This is a genomic window from Haloarcula amylolytica (genome assembly GCF_049705545.1).
Taxonomy (GTDB): domain Archaea; phylum Halobacteriota; class Halobacteria; order Halobacteriales; family Haloarculaceae; genus Haloarcula; species Haloarcula amylolytica_B.
This window is the reverse complement of sequence record NZ_JBNAMU010000001.1, coordinates 624252-638710: the sequence shown is the minus strand read 5'-3', so window position 1 is coordinate 638710 and position 14459 is coordinate 624252. Positions and strand designations below refer to the sequence as shown.

At 64.1% G+C, this 14459-nt stretch carries 15 protein-coding genes; 8 read left to right on the top strand and 7 right to left on the bottom strand.

Features of this window, described 5'->3' with window-relative positions; all coding sequences use genetic code 11:
• The first annotated feature begins 50 nt into the window (after positions 1–50).
• Positions 51–1217: an ABC transporter ATP-binding protein gene (locus tag ACOZ4H_RS03370; protein ID WP_424327965.1), complete on the top strand. Its 1167-nt coding sequence runs from the start codon at positions 51–53 to the stop codon at positions 1215–1217.
• Positions 1218–1444: 227 nt separating this feature from the next.
• Here ACOZ4H_RS03370 and ACOZ4H_RS03365 read toward each other — a convergent pair whose 3' ends face one another.
• Positions 1445–3463: a glycoside hydrolase family 15 protein gene (locus ACOZ4H_RS03365; protein ID WP_424327964.1), complete on the bottom strand. Its 2019-nt coding sequence runs from the start codon at positions 3461–3463 to the stop codon at positions 1445–1447.
• Between the two features lie 176 nt (positions 3464–3639).
• Here ACOZ4H_RS03365 and ACOZ4H_RS03360 point away from each other — a divergent pair, with 176 nt between their 5' ends.
• On the top strand, positions 3640–4692 hold the full coding sequence (locus ACOZ4H_RS03360; RefSeq protein ID WP_424327963.1) for a TrmB family transcriptional regulator: 1053 nt from the start codon (positions 3640–3642) through the stop codon (positions 4690–4692).
• A 36-nt stretch (positions 4693–4728) separates the two neighbouring features.
• Here the strand turns inward: ACOZ4H_RS03360 and ACOZ4H_RS03355 are convergent, their stop codons facing one another.
• Positions 4729–5202, bottom strand: coding sequence for a type IV pilin (locus tag ACOZ4H_RS03355; RefSeq protein WP_424330331.1), 474 nt, complete (start codon positions 5200–5202; stop codon positions 4729–4731).
• A gap of 108 nt (positions 5203–5310) precedes the next feature.
• Positions 5311–6309: a glutathione S-transferase family protein gene (locus tag ACOZ4H_RS03350; RefSeq protein WP_424327962.1), complete on the bottom strand. Its 999-nt coding sequence runs from the start codon at positions 6307–6309 to the stop codon at positions 5311–5313.
• Positions 6310–6546: 237 nt separating this feature from the next.
• Between ACOZ4H_RS03350 and ACOZ4H_RS03345 the strand changes: the two genes are divergently transcribed.
• Positions 6547–7080 (top strand): 50S ribosomal protein L16, encoded by a 534-nt coding sequence (locus ACOZ4H_RS03345; RefSeq protein WP_424327961.1) that lies wholly within the window; start codon positions 6547–6549, stop codon positions 7078–7080.
• A gap of 46 nt (positions 7081–7126) precedes the next feature.
• Here the strand turns inward: ACOZ4H_RS03345 and ACOZ4H_RS03340 are convergent, their stop codons facing one another.
• On the bottom strand, positions 7127–7561 hold the full coding sequence (locus ACOZ4H_RS03340) for a universal stress protein (protein ID WP_424327960.1): 435 nt from the start codon (positions 7559–7561) through the stop codon (positions 7127–7129).
• 188 nt (positions 7562–7749) lie between these two features.
• Here ACOZ4H_RS03340 and ACOZ4H_RS03335 point away from each other — a divergent pair, with 188 nt between their 5' ends.
• A complete protein-coding gene (locus ACOZ4H_RS03335) occupies positions 7750–8613 on the top strand; it encodes an ATP-grasp domain-containing protein (protein WP_424327959.1) in 864 nt (287 codons plus the stop codon).
• Positions 8614–8669: 56 nt separating this feature from the next.
• Here ACOZ4H_RS03335 and ACOZ4H_RS03330 read toward each other — a convergent pair whose 3' ends face one another.
• On the bottom strand, positions 8670–9056 hold the full coding sequence (locus ACOZ4H_RS03330; protein ID WP_004590910.1) for an Hsp20/alpha crystallin family protein: 387 nt from the start codon (positions 9054–9056) through the stop codon (positions 8670–8672).
• A gap of 201 nt (positions 9057–9257) precedes the next feature.
• On the opposite strand from ACOZ4H_RS03330, the gene gap reads away from it, so the two are divergent.
• Together gap and ACOZ4H_RS03320 are read left to right on the top strand one after the other, a co-directional pair.
• Entirely contained in the window at positions 9258–10262 is a 1005-nt protein-coding gene (gene gap / locus ACOZ4H_RS03325; protein ID WP_424327958.1) for a type I glyceraldehyde-3-phosphate dehydrogenase, read from the top strand.
• A 341-nt stretch (positions 10263–10603) separates the two neighbouring features.
• Positions 10604–11809 (top strand): phosphoglycerate kinase, encoded by a 1206-nt coding sequence (locus ACOZ4H_RS03320; protein ID WP_424327957.1) that lies wholly within the window; start codon positions 10604–10606, stop codon positions 11807–11809.
• Here ACOZ4H_RS03320 and ACOZ4H_RS03315 read toward each other — a convergent pair.
• Entirely contained in the window at positions 11806–11949 is a 144-nt protein-coding gene (locus ACOZ4H_RS03315; protein WP_424327956.1) for a hypothetical protein, read from the bottom strand. The two genes, ACOZ4H_RS03320 and ACOZ4H_RS03315, sit on opposite strands and share 4 nt — an antisense overlap.
• Before the next feature lie 129 nt (positions 11950–12078).
• Here ACOZ4H_RS03315 and ACOZ4H_RS03310 point away from each other — a divergent pair, with 129 nt between their 5' ends.
• The gene (locus tag ACOZ4H_RS03310; protein WP_424327955.1) at positions 12079–12657 is read left to right on the top strand and encodes a riboflavin synthase; all 579 of its coding nucleotides are present in this window, start codon (positions 12079–12081) and stop codon (positions 12655–12657) included.
• On the opposite strand, the gene ACOZ4H_RS03305 is transcribed toward ACOZ4H_RS03310, so the two are convergent.
• Positions 12654–13688 (bottom strand): PrsW family intramembrane metalloprotease, encoded by a 1035-nt coding sequence (locus ACOZ4H_RS03305; protein WP_424327954.1) that lies wholly within the window; start codon positions 13686–13688, stop codon positions 12654–12656. The two genes, ACOZ4H_RS03310 and ACOZ4H_RS03305, sit on opposite strands and share 4 nt — an antisense overlap.
• A 162-nt stretch (positions 13689–13850) precedes the next feature.
• On the opposite strand from ACOZ4H_RS03305, the gene pdxT reads away from it, so the two are divergent.
• Complete coding sequence (gene pdxT, locus ACOZ4H_RS03300) at positions 13851–14444, top strand: pyridoxal 5'-phosphate synthase glutaminase subunit PdxT (protein WP_424327953.1); 594 nt, start codon at positions 13851–13853, stop codon at positions 14442–14444.
• Positions 14445–14459: the final 15 nt, after the last annotated feature.

Below are 14459 nucleotides of genomic sequence, written 5' to 3'. Positions count from 1 at the left end.
TATGAAAAATCCCATCAAACTTATTAGCGATGGGTGTGAGACTCCGTGTAATGGCGAGTCTCGAACTAGACGGTCTCCGCAAGGAGTTCGACGGTGGCTCCATCGTGGCGGTCGACGACGTCGACCTGTCCATCGACGACGGGGAGTTCGTAACGGTGGTCGGCCCGTCGGGGTGTGGGAAATCGACGACGCTGCGGATGATTGCCGGACTTGAGCGGCCGACGAGCGGCCGAATCCGCATCGGCGACGAGGACGTGACGGACGTTCACGCCCGCAAGCGCGACGTGGCGATGGTGTTCCAGAACTACGCGCTGTACCCGCACAAGTCCATCCGGCAGAACATGGCGTTTGGCCTCCGGATGAGCACGGACCTCTCAAAGAAGGAACGGCAGGAGCGAGTCACCGAGACGGCCGAGATGATGGGTATCGGCGACTTGCTCGATGACACGCCGGACCAGCTCTCCGGCGGCCAGAAACAGCGGGTCGCGCTCGGGCGCGCCATCGTCCGCGAGCCGGACGTGTTCCTCTTCGACGAGCCGCTGTCGAACCTCGATGCGAAGCTCCGGACGACGATGCGGACGGAGATCCAGCGCCTGCAAGAGGAACTCGGCATCACGGCCGTCTACGTCACCCACGACCAGGAAGAAGCAATGACGATGGGCGACCGCATCGTCATCCTCAACGACGGGAAACTCCAGCAGGCCGGCCGTCCGAAAACGGTGTACGAGAACCCGACGAACCAGTTCGTCGGCGGCTTCGTCGGCTCGCCCTCGATGAACTTCCTCGACGTGACCGCGGAGCCGTTCGGCGACGGCGTGCAGCTCACCGGCGCGAACGACGACTTCGCCTATGACCTCACGGGCGGCCGCGTCAGTGCCTTCGGCAATATCCAGCGCGGCTCGTACGTGCTTGGCGTCCGGCCGGAACACGTCTCCGTCAGCGACGGCGGCGACCAAAGCGCCGTCCCGGCGACGGTCGACGTGCTCGAACCCATCGGCAGCGACAATTACCTCTATCTCGATCTGGGCGAGTCGGAGATCGGGTTCGAGGGCGACGGCGCGCCGGATTTCATCGCCAGGGTAAGTACTGACGTGGAGCCGGCCATCGGCGACCGCGTGCAGGTGTCGTTCGACGAATCCGCCGTTCATCTGTTCGACACGGAGACCGGCGAGGCGGTCACGGCCGGCGAGGACGCGCCCGTCGCAGCACCGCAGTAGGACGATAGTCAGTGATCCGCGTCCGGACGTAGTCGCTGTTTTCGACCAGTTATAGAGTCCCTACGGCTATCCGCTACGTTTTCGAACGTCAAGCAGCGCGGTCCGCGTAAAGAGATTCCCGCGGAGGGTCGTGCGGATTGTTGTAGATTATTTCCGGATAGCTCCGACACCGGGATCGGAGCAGACCGGTAAATCGCTCCAATAATCCGTATCAGTGCCTCAGCAGTTTACTCGCGCGCGCTCAGCGGCTCGGCAGTGAGCTCCCCGGCGTCAGCGAGGTGGGCGACAGTTGCCAGCCGGAGCGCGTGGGGCCAGCCGAGCGGCGTGCCACAGTCCGGCGTCCCGTCGTCGAACAGTTGCTCGGGGAGGTAGCCGCTGGACTGGACGAGCGAGCCACCGGGAAGGATCTCGCCCAGCAGGTCCCGGGAACGGGCGTAGGCCGCCGCCGCTCGGCTGTCCTCAGCGTCATGCAGGAGCGCACCCAGTTGAGCGGCACTGTTCGCCCCCCACGCCGTCGAGACAGTCCAGATTTTCTCGCGGTCTTGCGAGCCGCGCCGCCAGTCGTCGCCCTCGAAGCGGATGAGACCGCGGATGTCGCCGGTGTCCCGTTCCAGCCCGTCGAGTGTCGTTTCGACGTGGGTGCAGAGCCGTTCGCGGGTCTCTACGGGTAAATCGATGGTCTCGGCGGCGACACGACAGGCGGCAGGGAGGGCCAGCGTCGCGGAGTCCAGTCGGTCGTCGATGGTCCCGTCGTGTTCGCGGAGGGCATAGCGGTCACCGGTCCACAGCGCGTCCAGCGAAGACAGCACCGTCTCGGCCTGCGACCGGGCGTGGTCCCGGAGCGTAGCACAGACGGGAGCGCGCGCGACGGCCGCGTAGGCGTGCAGGAAGGTCGCAGCGGTGTGCGTGAACCGCCCCTGCATGTTCTCCCAGGCGTTCTGGCAGGCGATGGGGAGGCCGTCGTCGGCCAGCGTGTCGTCGATGCTTTCGACAGCGCGCCCGAGCGTGGCTTCGATGCACTCCGGGTCGGCCGGCTCGCCGGTCCGGAGATACGTCGCGAGGAAGGTGGTGACGCTCGCGGTCTGGTCGGCCTGGTAATCGGCGTCCGAACCGCTTTCGAGCCGGGCGTTCGCCCAGCCCGGCGCGAGCGTCTCGTCGCCGGGCCAGACCCGGTGGGGCCAGCTGCCGTCCGGTCGCTGCGTGCGACAGTAGAACGCGGCGGAACGCTGGTGCCACGGCGACAATCCGAGGTCGAACGTCCCGTCAGCTTCGAGCAGGAACGCCGATATCTCGGCGTCGTCGCGGAACCACGTGTAGCCGTAGCCGCCGGAGGTGACGTAGTACGGGTCGAAGTCCGGCGCGGCGATTCTGGCACCGTTCGCGGCCGAAAGCAGCGAGAGGACGCGGAGGTCGGCCACGACGCTCTCGCGGCGTGGCGTGTCCGCGGGCACGGTCCATCGCCGCTGTGCCTGGCCTGCTTCGAGCAGCGTCTTCGAGGTGTAGTGGTCGCTCACCAGCCGGTTGATGGTCGACAGCGCCGCGTCGCGGTCGGTGTCGTTCGTGTCTGTCAGCAGCGTCGTCAGCGTGACGCCGCCGTCGGCAAAGGGCGCGGACAGCAGGACGCCACCAGTCAGCGTCGTATCCTCGTATCGTCGTTCCCCGGTGACCCGGGGGAACGGGACCGGATCACTGTCGACGAGTTCGGGGAACCGCTCGGGGATCTGGCCCTGAACGGCGTCGAGTTCGGTAGAGACGCCGACGAAGTCGTGTTCCGACCGATGGTAGGCCTCGACGGTGTTTCCGTGCATCAACAGGCTCTGTTGACCGTCCCGCCCGTCGGGTGCGAAATCAACGAACGCCCGCAGCGACACGTCGGCGGGCACGTCGCCGCGAAGTTCGAACCGGGTGACGTGGGCCTGCTCGATAGTACAGTCCGTCTGGACGACAGCCCAGTCGCCGCAGTCGTGAACCGTCTCGACGACGCCGGCGTCACCGCGATACCGCTGATCGGCGTCGGCGCTGAACCACGTCGTCGACCCCGTCTCGACGCCGAACCGCGAGCGGTCAATCCCCGTGAGCCCACACAGCGGATAGGAGTAGTCCCGCAACGAACCGTCGCTGTCAACGTACACCAACCGGCTGTCGAGTCCGGAGAAAATGCCCGTCGTAGAGCGGAACTCGCCCGGGAACAGGTGGCGGCGGTCCCGCGTCCGCTTGAAGTCGTTAAGTGCCGTCCGGAGCGTCATTGGTGAGAGACACCACCGCGAGGGATATAAAATATGGTGTAATAGTTTTTCATCCTTATTACTGGGGAGGTGGCGGGCCAGTCGACGGTACGCCCCCGTTTCGGCGGTTCGGTAGCGTTGACGGGCCACAGAGCACCGAAACACAATTATCCGCCGCCGGTACCAGATGTGAACAGATGGACGATTCGACTCTCAGGGACAGGCTGGGGCAACTGGGCCTGTCGGAGAAGGAAGTCGACACGTACCTGTCGATCCTCGGCAGCGGCGAGGCCACGGCGAGCGAGATCGCCGACGACACCGGGGTCTCCAAACGGTACGTCTACAGCATCAGCGAATCGCTCGAAGACCGCGGGTTCGTCGAGGTCAACGACCACGTCGTGCCCACGACGATCCGCGCCCGACCACCCGAGGAAGTCATCGACGCCTTGACCGACCGGCTCGAAGAGATGAGCGGGGCACTCGATTCCCGATACTCGGCGAGCGCACGAGAGCCACAACAGTTCGACGTCATCAAGTCCCGGGTGACAGTCATCAAGCGTCTCACGGAGTATATCAGAAACGCGGAGCGCGAGATCATGCTGTCGGTTCCCCAGCAGTACCTCCCGGAAATCTCGGAGGAACTGGTCGCGGCCGTCGACCGCGGCGTCCTGGTGATGCTGGTCGTCAGCAGCGCCGACGACCTGCGCCCCGACGACGTGAGCGGGCTGGCCTCCGTAGCCCGGTCCTGGAACCAGCCGATGCCGATAATGCTCACCGTCGACGCCCAGTTCGGCCTCGTCTCCCCGGCCGAGATGGTGACACGGACTAACTCCGACCAGCGGGCCATCGCCTTCGTCCAGCAACAGCTCGTCCCGGTACTTTCGGGGTCGTTCCTCGGGAACTACTGGCTGATGGCCACCGAGGTGACCGTCGCCGACCCGGCCCCGCTCCCGGCCACCTACCACGACTTCCGCCACGCCGTCCTCCAGGCGACGCTCCACCTGCGCGCCGGCCACGATGTCCGCGTCTCCGCGGAAGTGCGGGCGGTGCAGGCCGACGACGACATCACTACTATCGAAGGGACCGTCGTCGAGACGAAACAGGGCGTCGCCGAGCCACAGACCAACTCCTACCCCATCGAACACACGCTGGTCGTCGACATCGGCGACCGGACCGTCTCGCTTGGCGGCTCCGGGTCGTTCATCGAGGACTACGAGACCGACGAGGTCACGCTCTCACTGGCCGAGTGAGGAGAGCTAGTCCGACAGCGGAGCCGAAACAGCCGTTCAGTTGCGCTGGCTCGGGTCCGGCCAGCGATAGATGACGTACGTTTCCGACTCCGGTTCGTCCGCCGGGTTCCAGACGAGGCGAAGCGTCGCGTCACTCAGGTCCAGATACTCCCCGCTCCCGATGCCGGTGAACTGTCCCTGGTGTATCGTAATCTGCGTCCCAGACGTAATCCGCGTCGAGGCCTGGGCCTGTATCGGGTCGGTGTCCAGCGTCGCGTCGCTGCCGTCGGAACTCTTCCCACCCGATACGACGACAGTGAGGTTATCCCTGTAGACGGTTTCGCCGCTTTTGAAGCTGAGGTTCAGATACTCCCCATTGCCGGTGGTCCGCTCGCTGTAGTCGGCCACGATAGCGACCTGCGGGGCCTGCGTGGGCTGGTGCTCGCTGAAGCCGAGCGCGAACACACCGATGCTGGCTGCCAAAATAGTGGTAATTCCGATCAGAATGACGACACCGAGGACCGGGCTCACACCCCGGCGTCGCTCACATTCCCGACTCATTGAACACAGGTGAGAACTGGGTGTATAAAAGGGACAGCGTCGGCTCAGCGTTCGATATCCGACGGCGGTACTGCCCAGTTAGGCCGTCGGGAAGAGCGTCTCGGGGAGGTCACCCGGCAGTTCGTCGCGGTCGTGGGCGGCCTCGAAGTCGGGGTCGGGGCCCATCGGGATGATACGTTTCGGGCTCACGTCGGGATGGGTGGTGTAGTAGTGCTCCGTGATGTGGTCCATGTTCACCGTCTCGGCGACGCCGGGGAGCTGGTAGAGGTCTCGAAGGTACGGCCAGAGGTTGTCGTACTCGCGGATGAGCTTGTGGTTGCACATGAAGTGGGTGTGATACACTTCATCGAAGCGGACGAGCGTCGTGAACATGCAGATGTCAGCCTCGGTCAAACGGTCACCGGCGAGGAAGCGCTGGTCTTCGAGTACGGCGTCCCAGTGATCCAACGCGTCGAACAGCTCCTCGGCGGCCTCGTCGTAGGCCGACTGGCTGTTCGCAAAGCCACAGCGGTAGACGCCGTTGTTGATGGGCTCGTAGATGTCGTCAATGATCCGGTCGATCTCGTCCTGGTACCCCTCGGGGTAGAGGTCCACGTCGTTGTCCGACACGTCGTCGAATTCGGTATCGAGCATCCGGAGGATCTCCTTGGACTCGTTGTTGACGATAGTGTCCTCCTGCTTGTCCCACAGCACCGGGACCGTCACGCGGCAGGTCGCGTCGGGGTCGGCCGCGACGTAGACCTCGCGGAGGTAGTCCGCCCCGTTGACCGTATCCGGCGTGCAGCCGTCCTTGTCGGGCGTGAACTGCCAGCCGTCCTCGCCGCGGAACGGGTCGATGTAGTCGACGGTGATGGCGTCTTCGAGTCCCAGCAGCTTCCGGGCGACCAGAATCCGGTGAGCCCACGGACAGGCGCGGCAGGCGTACAGGTGATACCGACCTGCCTCGGGCTGGAACCGCGCGTCGGGGTCGTCCTCGATTCGGTCCCGGAAGGTGGTGTCCTGCCGGTCGAAAGCTCCGTCCTCGTTCGTCGTTTCGTACGCGTCGGTCCGCCACTCGCCGTCGACGAGCATGTTCATGGTAGCATTCGTACGCGCGCGAATGGTAAAAGAGCGCGGTGACAGCAGTGTTACCGGACCAGCACCGGCAGTCCGCACACACACACACACACACATAGGTCGAGAACAGGTGGCACAGTCGCCGCAGCACTGGTCCGTTTTCCGCCGTTCGCGGTTGTGTGGGACACTACAGCACGCCGCCGGGCGGGTTCGAAGCCCTTATTGGGCCGCTCGGCGACGTATTCTCCAAGAGTACCTATGTCGGACAAACCCGCCTCAATGTACCGGGACATCGACAAGCCCGCGTACACCCGACGCGAATACATCACGGGCATTCCCGGATCGAAGATCGCACAGCACAAGATGGGCCGCAAGCAGAAGGACGCTGACGACTATCCCGTCCAGATCAGCCTCATCGTCGAGGAGACCGTCCAGCTCCGCCACGGCTCGCTGGAGGCCTCCCGCCTGTCGGCCAACCGCCACCTCATCAAAGAGATCGGCGAAGAGGGCGACTACAAGATGACGCTGCGGAAGTTCCCCCACCAGGTCCTGCGCGAGAACAAGCAGGCGACCGGTGCCGGGGCCGACCGTGTCTCCGACGGGATGCGCGCCGCCTTCGGGAAGATCGTCGGCACCGCCGCCCGGGTCCAGGCCGGCGAGCGACTGTTTACGGCCTACGTCAACGTCGAGGACGCAGAGCACGTCAAGGAAGCGTTCCGTCGCGCCTACAACAAGATCACGCCCTCTTGCCGCATCAAGGTCGAACGTGGCGAAGAAAAGCTGATCGCGTAGGCGTCGATCTTTTCCACCGTTCGAGCGTCCGTAGCGACCGCACTGGCTACGACTCGGTGTCCGAGAGACGCACAGTGAGAACGGGGACGTCCGCCGTCCGAACGATCTTCTCGGTGACGCTCCCCAGCAGAAACCGGTCCAGGCCGCTCCGGCCGTGGGTCCCCATGACGATCATATCGACGGCCGCAGTCTCGGCGTAGTCGAGGATTTCCTCGTACGGATCACCCATTCGGTGCTCGGCGACGACGTCCGTGCCGTGGTCAGCAATATCCTCGACTGTCTCGTCTACGACCTGCTCGGTCCGTTCCTGCAGCGATTCGATGGTCGTTGCTTCTGCTGCTGCGCTCCCGAGATACGTCGAATCGACGACAGAGAGCACGTGAATCGTCGAGTTGTGCGTCTCTGCCAGTTCGAGCGCGTGTGCAAGCGCCTCGTTTGCGCCGTCACTCCCGTCGGTCGGAAAGAGAATGTCGTCGTACATATGTGATTTATTTTCCCCAGTATACTTAGTATTTGTCTGCAAATTTCTTTAATCACTTCGCATATATCCATTATACACCTCTATTTTGTGGAGGGTAGCGGACAGTACGCGATACACAACAGAGGCCGATCACCGTGTGCAGAGAGTGGCTGCGAGCGTGTTTTATTCCTCCAAGACAACTGAAAGCCATGCACAGGCTGGCCGTCGCCACGAACGCCGAGACCTTCGAGCGGATGCAGGCGCCGCTGGCGGCCCGTGACATCGAGGTGGGCCACGTCGAGACGGCCGAGCGGACGCTGCCGCTCGACGAGAGTCCCTTCGGCGAGTACGACGTGGGCTTCGTCTATCCCTCCCGAATCATGGAAGGTGCGGTCGCCGACGCCATGCTGGACGTGCCGTGGGTCAACGACCGCGAGGCCATCCTCCGCTCGCGGAACAAGGCCGACGTGTTGGCGCGGCTCGGCCGTGCGGACGTCCCCGTTCCCGAAACCGTGGTCGTGTCGAACCCGGCGAGCGAGGCCGAGCTAACGGCGGCCTTCGAGCGGTTCGACCCGCCCGTGGTCGTGAAGCCGAACTCGACGACCCGCGGCGTCGGCGTGGCCAAGGCCCACGACCTGGATTCGTTTCTCGGCATCGTCGACTACCTCGATCTGGTCCACGACTACCGCGCGGTCGGCGACCAGTCGTTTCTCGTCCAGGAGTACATGGCCGACGCCGCCGACTACCGCGTGATGGTCGTCGACGGCGAGTACGTCGGCGCAGTCGAGCGCCGCCTCCCCGAAGCGAGCCGCGAGCAGGGCCGGTGGAAGCACAACGTCCACCGCGGGGCCGAAGCCGAAGGGCGGGAACTGCCGGCTGAGCTCCGGGAACTGGCCGAAGACGCGGCCGACGAACTGGCGATTCCGTACCTCGGCGTCGACCTCCTAGTAACCGAGGACCGCGCAGTCGTCAACGAGACGAACGCTCGTCCGACAATCGATTCGGCGACCAAGTACGAGGACGGCTTCTGGGACGATCTGGCGGCGTTGATACGCCAAACGGCTGAGCAGTAGCGAAGCAAGCGCGCTGGGGCTGGCGCGCGGAAAATCAGAACCGTGTGCCGGGCGCGCTACAGTTCGATGTCCGCGGAGTCCTCTTCGGGGTCGAAGGTGACTTCGAGGATGCCGTTGTTGTACGTCGCGGCGGCGGAGTGTTCGTCGACGCGAGTCGGCAGGGTCAGTCGTTCGTGGTACTCGCGCTCCGGACTTTCGGCGTTGATCGTGAGGACAGTGCCATCGCACTTGAGGTCGATTGCGTCCTTGTCGACGCCCGGAACGTCGGCGACGACCCGGATCTCCTCGTCGGTTTCGTGAACATCGACGTGGAGGTCAGCCCCACCGCCACCGGTGTCCCGGTCGATGTGGACGTCGCCTTCGGCCCCCATCATCTCGTCCATCATCCGCTCTATTTCCCGGAAGAACTCGTCGAACGGGTCGTCACTGTCATCACGTCTCATTCCTACCGGTCAGTACGTCCGTCCGTTTCAAAAGCCTTCGGACCAACCCACTACCTGCCCACCGACACTGCCGAGCGGGCACTCTCACCCGAACTGGCACTATCACTATTAATCATTCGTGCTCGAACGCGCATAAACAAACACAAATTTACAACAAATCCGAAAACATTTTACACTGACCGACTGCCTCTCTAGACACCAATGAGTGAGCCAGTTCGCGTCGGCCTCAACGGCTTCGGCCGTATCGGCCGGAACGTATTCCGGGCATCGTTAGCAAACGACAACGTCGAAGTCGTCGGTATCAACGACGTGATGGACGATTCGGAGATCGACTACTTCGCCCAGTACGACACCGTCATGGGCGAACTCGAAGGCGCCAGCGTCGACGACGGCGTCCTCACGGTCGAGGGGACCGACTTCGAGGCGGGTATCTTCCACGAGACCGACCCCACACAGCTCCCGTGGGACGACCTCGACGTGGACGTGGCCTTCGAGGCGACCGGCATCTTCCGAACCAAGGAGGACGCGAGCCAGCACCTCGACGCCGGTGCCGACAAGGTCCTCATCTCCGCGCCACCGAAGGGCGACGAGCCGGTCAAGCAGCTCGTCTACGGCGTCAACCACGACGAGTACGACGGCGAAGACGTCGTCTCGAACGCCTCCTGTACGACCAACTCCATCACGCCGGTCGCGAAGGTCCTCGACGAGGAGTTCGGCATCAACGCCGGCCAGCTGACGACGGTCCACGCCTACACCGGCTCGCAGAACCTGATGGACGGCCCGAACGGCAAACCACGCCGTCGCCGTGCGGCCGCCGAGAACATCATCCCGACCTCGACCGGAGCCGCCCAGGCGACCACCGAGGTCCTGCCCGAGCTCGAAGGCAAACTCGACGGGATGGCCATCCGCGTCCCGGTGCCGAACGGCTCCATCACCGAGTTCGTCGTCGACCTCGACGAAGACGTGACAGAGAGCGACGTCAACGCCGCCTTCGAGGAAGCCGCCGCCGGCGAACTCGAGGGCGTCCTCGGCGTCACGAGCGACGACGTCGTCTCCTCGGACATCCTCGGGGACCCGTACTCCACGCAGGTCGACCTGCAGTCGACGAACGTCGTCTCCGGGATGACGAAGATCCTCACCTGGTACGACAACGAGTACGGCTTCTCGAACCGGATGCTCGACGTGGCCGAGTACATCACGGAGTAATCGTCTCCTGGCCGTTTTGTTCAGAAACTGGTTAAAATAGAAGAAAAGTTTATCACGATTGTTCACAAACCATCTTGATACACACAGAGTGTGAATCAGTCCCACACAACTGGCAGGCTCTGTGTGTCGGCGCAGTCAGCCGTATCCGCAGTGGGCAGCCCGTGACCCACAGCCGGGTACAGCGGACAAGAGATCCCCACCCACTCCCACCCCATCCCTTCTCTCCCTCTCCGAGTCAGCAGCCGAGACAGAAGGCGTAGTGGCGGTATGGCTCGGTCGAGCGAGCCGCCCGCTATCGGACTCGGAAACCGTTAAGCGGTCGGCAGGTTACCTCTCGAGTGATGACTTTCCAGACGCTCGATGACCTCGACGACGGACAGCGCGTCCTCGTCCGACTCGATCTCAACTCTCCGGTGGAGGACGGCTCAGTGCAGGACAACCGACGGTTCGACCGCCACGCGGAGACGATCAGCGAACTCGTCGACCGCGGGTTCGAGATTGCAGTGCTGGCCCATCAGGGCCGCCCGGGTCGGGACGATTTCGTCTCGCTTTCCCAGCACGCCGACATCCTCGCGGAGCACATCGACCACGACGTGGATTTCGTCGACGAGACCTACGGGCCACAGGCGATCCACGACATCGCCGATCTGGACGCCGGCGACGTACTCGTGCTGGAAAACACGCGGATGTGCGACGACGAACTCCCCGAGGAAGACCCCGAAGTGAAGTCACAGACGGAGTTCGTCCAGACGCTCAAAGGCGAGTTCGACGCCTACATCAACGACGCCTACTCGGCGGCCCACCGCTCGCACGCCTCGCTGGTGGGTTTCCCGCTGGTCATGGACGCCTACGCCGGCCGCGTGATGGAAACCGAGTACGAGGCAAACACCGCCATCGCCGAGAAGGAGTTCGACGGGCAGGTGACGATGGTCGTCGGCGGGACGAAGGCCACCGACGTCATCGACGTGATGACCCACTTAGACGAGAAGGTCGACGACTTCCTGCTGGGCGGCATCGCCGGGGAACTGTTCCTGCGGGCCGCTGGCTACCCGGTCGGGTACGACATCGACGACGCGAACCTCTACGACGAGCAGTGGGAGGCAAACAGCGAGAAGATCGAGTCCATGCTCGAGGACCACCGCGACCAGATCACGCTCGCGGTCGACCTGGCCTACGAGGACGAGAACGGCGACCGGGCCGAGCAGGCCGTCGACGACATCGAGGAAAAGAGCGTCTCCTACCTCGACGTCGGGAGCGAGACCGTCATGGAGTACTCGCCGATCATCCGCGACTCCGAGGCCGTCTTCGTGAAGGGCGCGCTGGGAATGTTCGAAGACGAGCGGTTCTCTGTCGGTACCGCCGGCGTGCTCGAAGCCATCGCCGACACCGACTGCTTCTCCGTCGTCGGCGGCGGCGACACCTCGCGGGCCATCGAGATGTACGGGATGGAAGAAGACGAGTTCGGCCACGTCTCTATCGCGGGCGGGGCCTACATCCGTGCACTGACCGGCGCGGAACTGGTCGGCGTCGAAGTCCTCCAGCGCTAGCTGCGGCCTTTCGTCTCCGCGTGCCGCAGGTCCCAGTCTTTGCGTTCGTCGGGTACGTCGACGACCCGCCGCGTCTCGGTCGGCTCCGTCCGCGCGTGACGGGTAGTCCAGTCGTGCTCAGCGTCGGGCGTGGCTGCCATACACCGCGCTACCGGTGGTAGGCGTAAATTCCTTCTGCCTACTGTTTGGAAATTAATTACTGAGTTTCGAGTATACTTTGAACTGTCGGGAAGCAAAGCGCTTTCCGCCGGCCGTGCCGTATCTGGGATATGTTCACCGGAATCGTCGAGACGACCGGCGAGGTGCAGGCAGTTATTGACGACGAGGGCGGGCGTCGGATGCGGATCGGCGCGCCGTTCGAGGGGCTCGACCACGGCCAGTCGATCAGCGTCAGCGGCGTCTGTCTCACCGTCGAGAAGGCGGCCGACGGCGAGTGGTTCGAGGTGTTTCTCGCCCAGGAAACCCTTGCCCGGACGTTCTTCGACGATCTTGCAGGCGGTGACCGGGTGAACCTCGAACGGGCGATGCCCGCCGACGGCCGGTTCGACGGCCACATCGTGCAGGGCCACGTCGACACGACGGCCGAGATCGTCGGTATCGAACAGGAAGGCGAGGACTGGACGTTCACGTTCTCCCTGCCCGAGGCCCATCAGGACTACCTGGTCCAGAAGGGGTCGATAACGGTCGACGGCATCAGCCTGACCGTCGCCGACCGTCGCCCCGACGAGTTCGACGTGGCGATCATCCCGACGACGTACGCCGAGACGACGCTGTCGGAGAAGTCGGTCGGCGACCCGGTGCATCTGGAGGTCGACGTGGTCGCGAAATACGTCGAACAGTTGGTCTAGGGGTCGAACTCGGTCTGTTCCGGGCGGAGGCCGGTCTCGTCCTGGTCAGCGTGAGCGCGCTTGTACGCCTGCCGGTATGCGTGAACCTTCTTCAGCAACAGCAGGCCGAAGATCGAGTCGTACACGATGACGAAGCCGAAGAAGGCGACGAGGAAGTCGACGTTGTATATCGTGGCCGCGATAGCTGTGACGGGGCCGGCCAGCGTGTTGTAGACGGCGTGGATGAGCGAGGCGATGAGCAGTCCCTTCAGGACGATTGGGCCGGCATCGTCGGGGTTGAACTTCGCCAGACCGAGGTAGTAGCCGGCGAAGGCCGAGTAGATGACGTGGCCCGGTCCCGCGAGCGCCCTGACCGCGGTGATGTTGCTGCTCGCGGCGAGTAACTCGACCGTCCCGCCGACCATCTCGGTGTTCTGGGTGATATACAGCGCGTTTTCGATTGTCGCAAAGCCCAGGCCGGCGATGGCCCCGTACACCGCACCGTCGACGACAGCGTCGAAGCGGTTGTCGCGGAAGGCGTACAGGCGCACCGCCAGCAACTTCACGGTCTCCTCGACGGGGCCGACGATGAGGAAAAAGAAGAACACCTGGCCGAGAAACGGCACCAGGCCGAACCCGGAGCCGATAGCCTGCACCGGCGCGCCGAAGATGCCGTTGAGGATGCCCGCGAAGCCTGCGAACAGCACGCCCAGGAGGAACGTGCCCACGAGCAGCGTCAGCGGTTCCTGCGTGGTCACGTCGGCGTAGTAGATGTAGGCCGCGAGACCGAGCGCCGGCACGGCAGAGAGGATGGCCATCCCGGCAAATAGCGGCTGGTCGCCGAGCGCGCCGAGGCTCCCGAACGCCACCTGCAGGAGGAGAATCGCGATGGCTGCGAGAACGACCAGATACCGCAGCGTGCGTATCCCGACGTGGTAGAGCCAGTGGGCGAACCGGTCCAACCTCGACCGGGGTTCCCAGCTCGAGATCTCGTAGAGATCAGCAGACCCGTCAGCGTTTACCTCGACCGGGTCCTGCCGTCGCTTTCCCATGTTCCACGTCTACATCCCGTCTCACCTAACCGTTTGGTTCGACACACCCGAGCGAGCACCGGGCGGAGTGGACGCTACCGCACAACCCAGGTCGTACTCTGCCAGCACCGGACACTTGCAGGAGACGAGAGGCTTTTCGCACAGGCACACTAACGGGAACGTATGACCCTACGCGCGGGTGTGCTCGGGGTTCAGGGCGATGTCTCTGAACACGGAGACGCAATCAGGCGGGCAGCAGCGGCCCACGACCGGACGGCGGAGGTCGTCGAGATACGCGAGTCAGGGCTGGTCCCCGACTGCGACGTGCTGTTACTGCCGGGCGGGGAATCGACCACGATTTCGCGGCTCATCCACCGGGAGGGCATCGCCGACGAAATCCAGGCTCACGTCGAGGCCGACAAGCCGGTGCTGGCGACGTGTGCCGGCCTCATAGTCAGCGCGAGCGACGCACAGGACGACCGCGTCGACACGCTGAACGTCATCGACGTCTCTGTCGAGCGCAACGCCTTCGGGCGACAGAAGGACAGCTTCGAGGCCCCGCTTGACGTGGACGGTCTCGACGACCCGTTCCCGGCGGTGTTCATCCGCGCGCCGGTCATCGACTACGTCGGCAGGGACGCCGAAGTGCTGGCGACGTGGGACGACCGCCCGGTCGCAGTCCGTGACGGGCCGGTCGTTGGAACGTCGTTCCACCCCGAACTGACCGAGGACCCGCGCATCCACGACCTGGCCTTTTTCGACTCGGTGGAGTCGTAGCGACGGCCTGAAGGC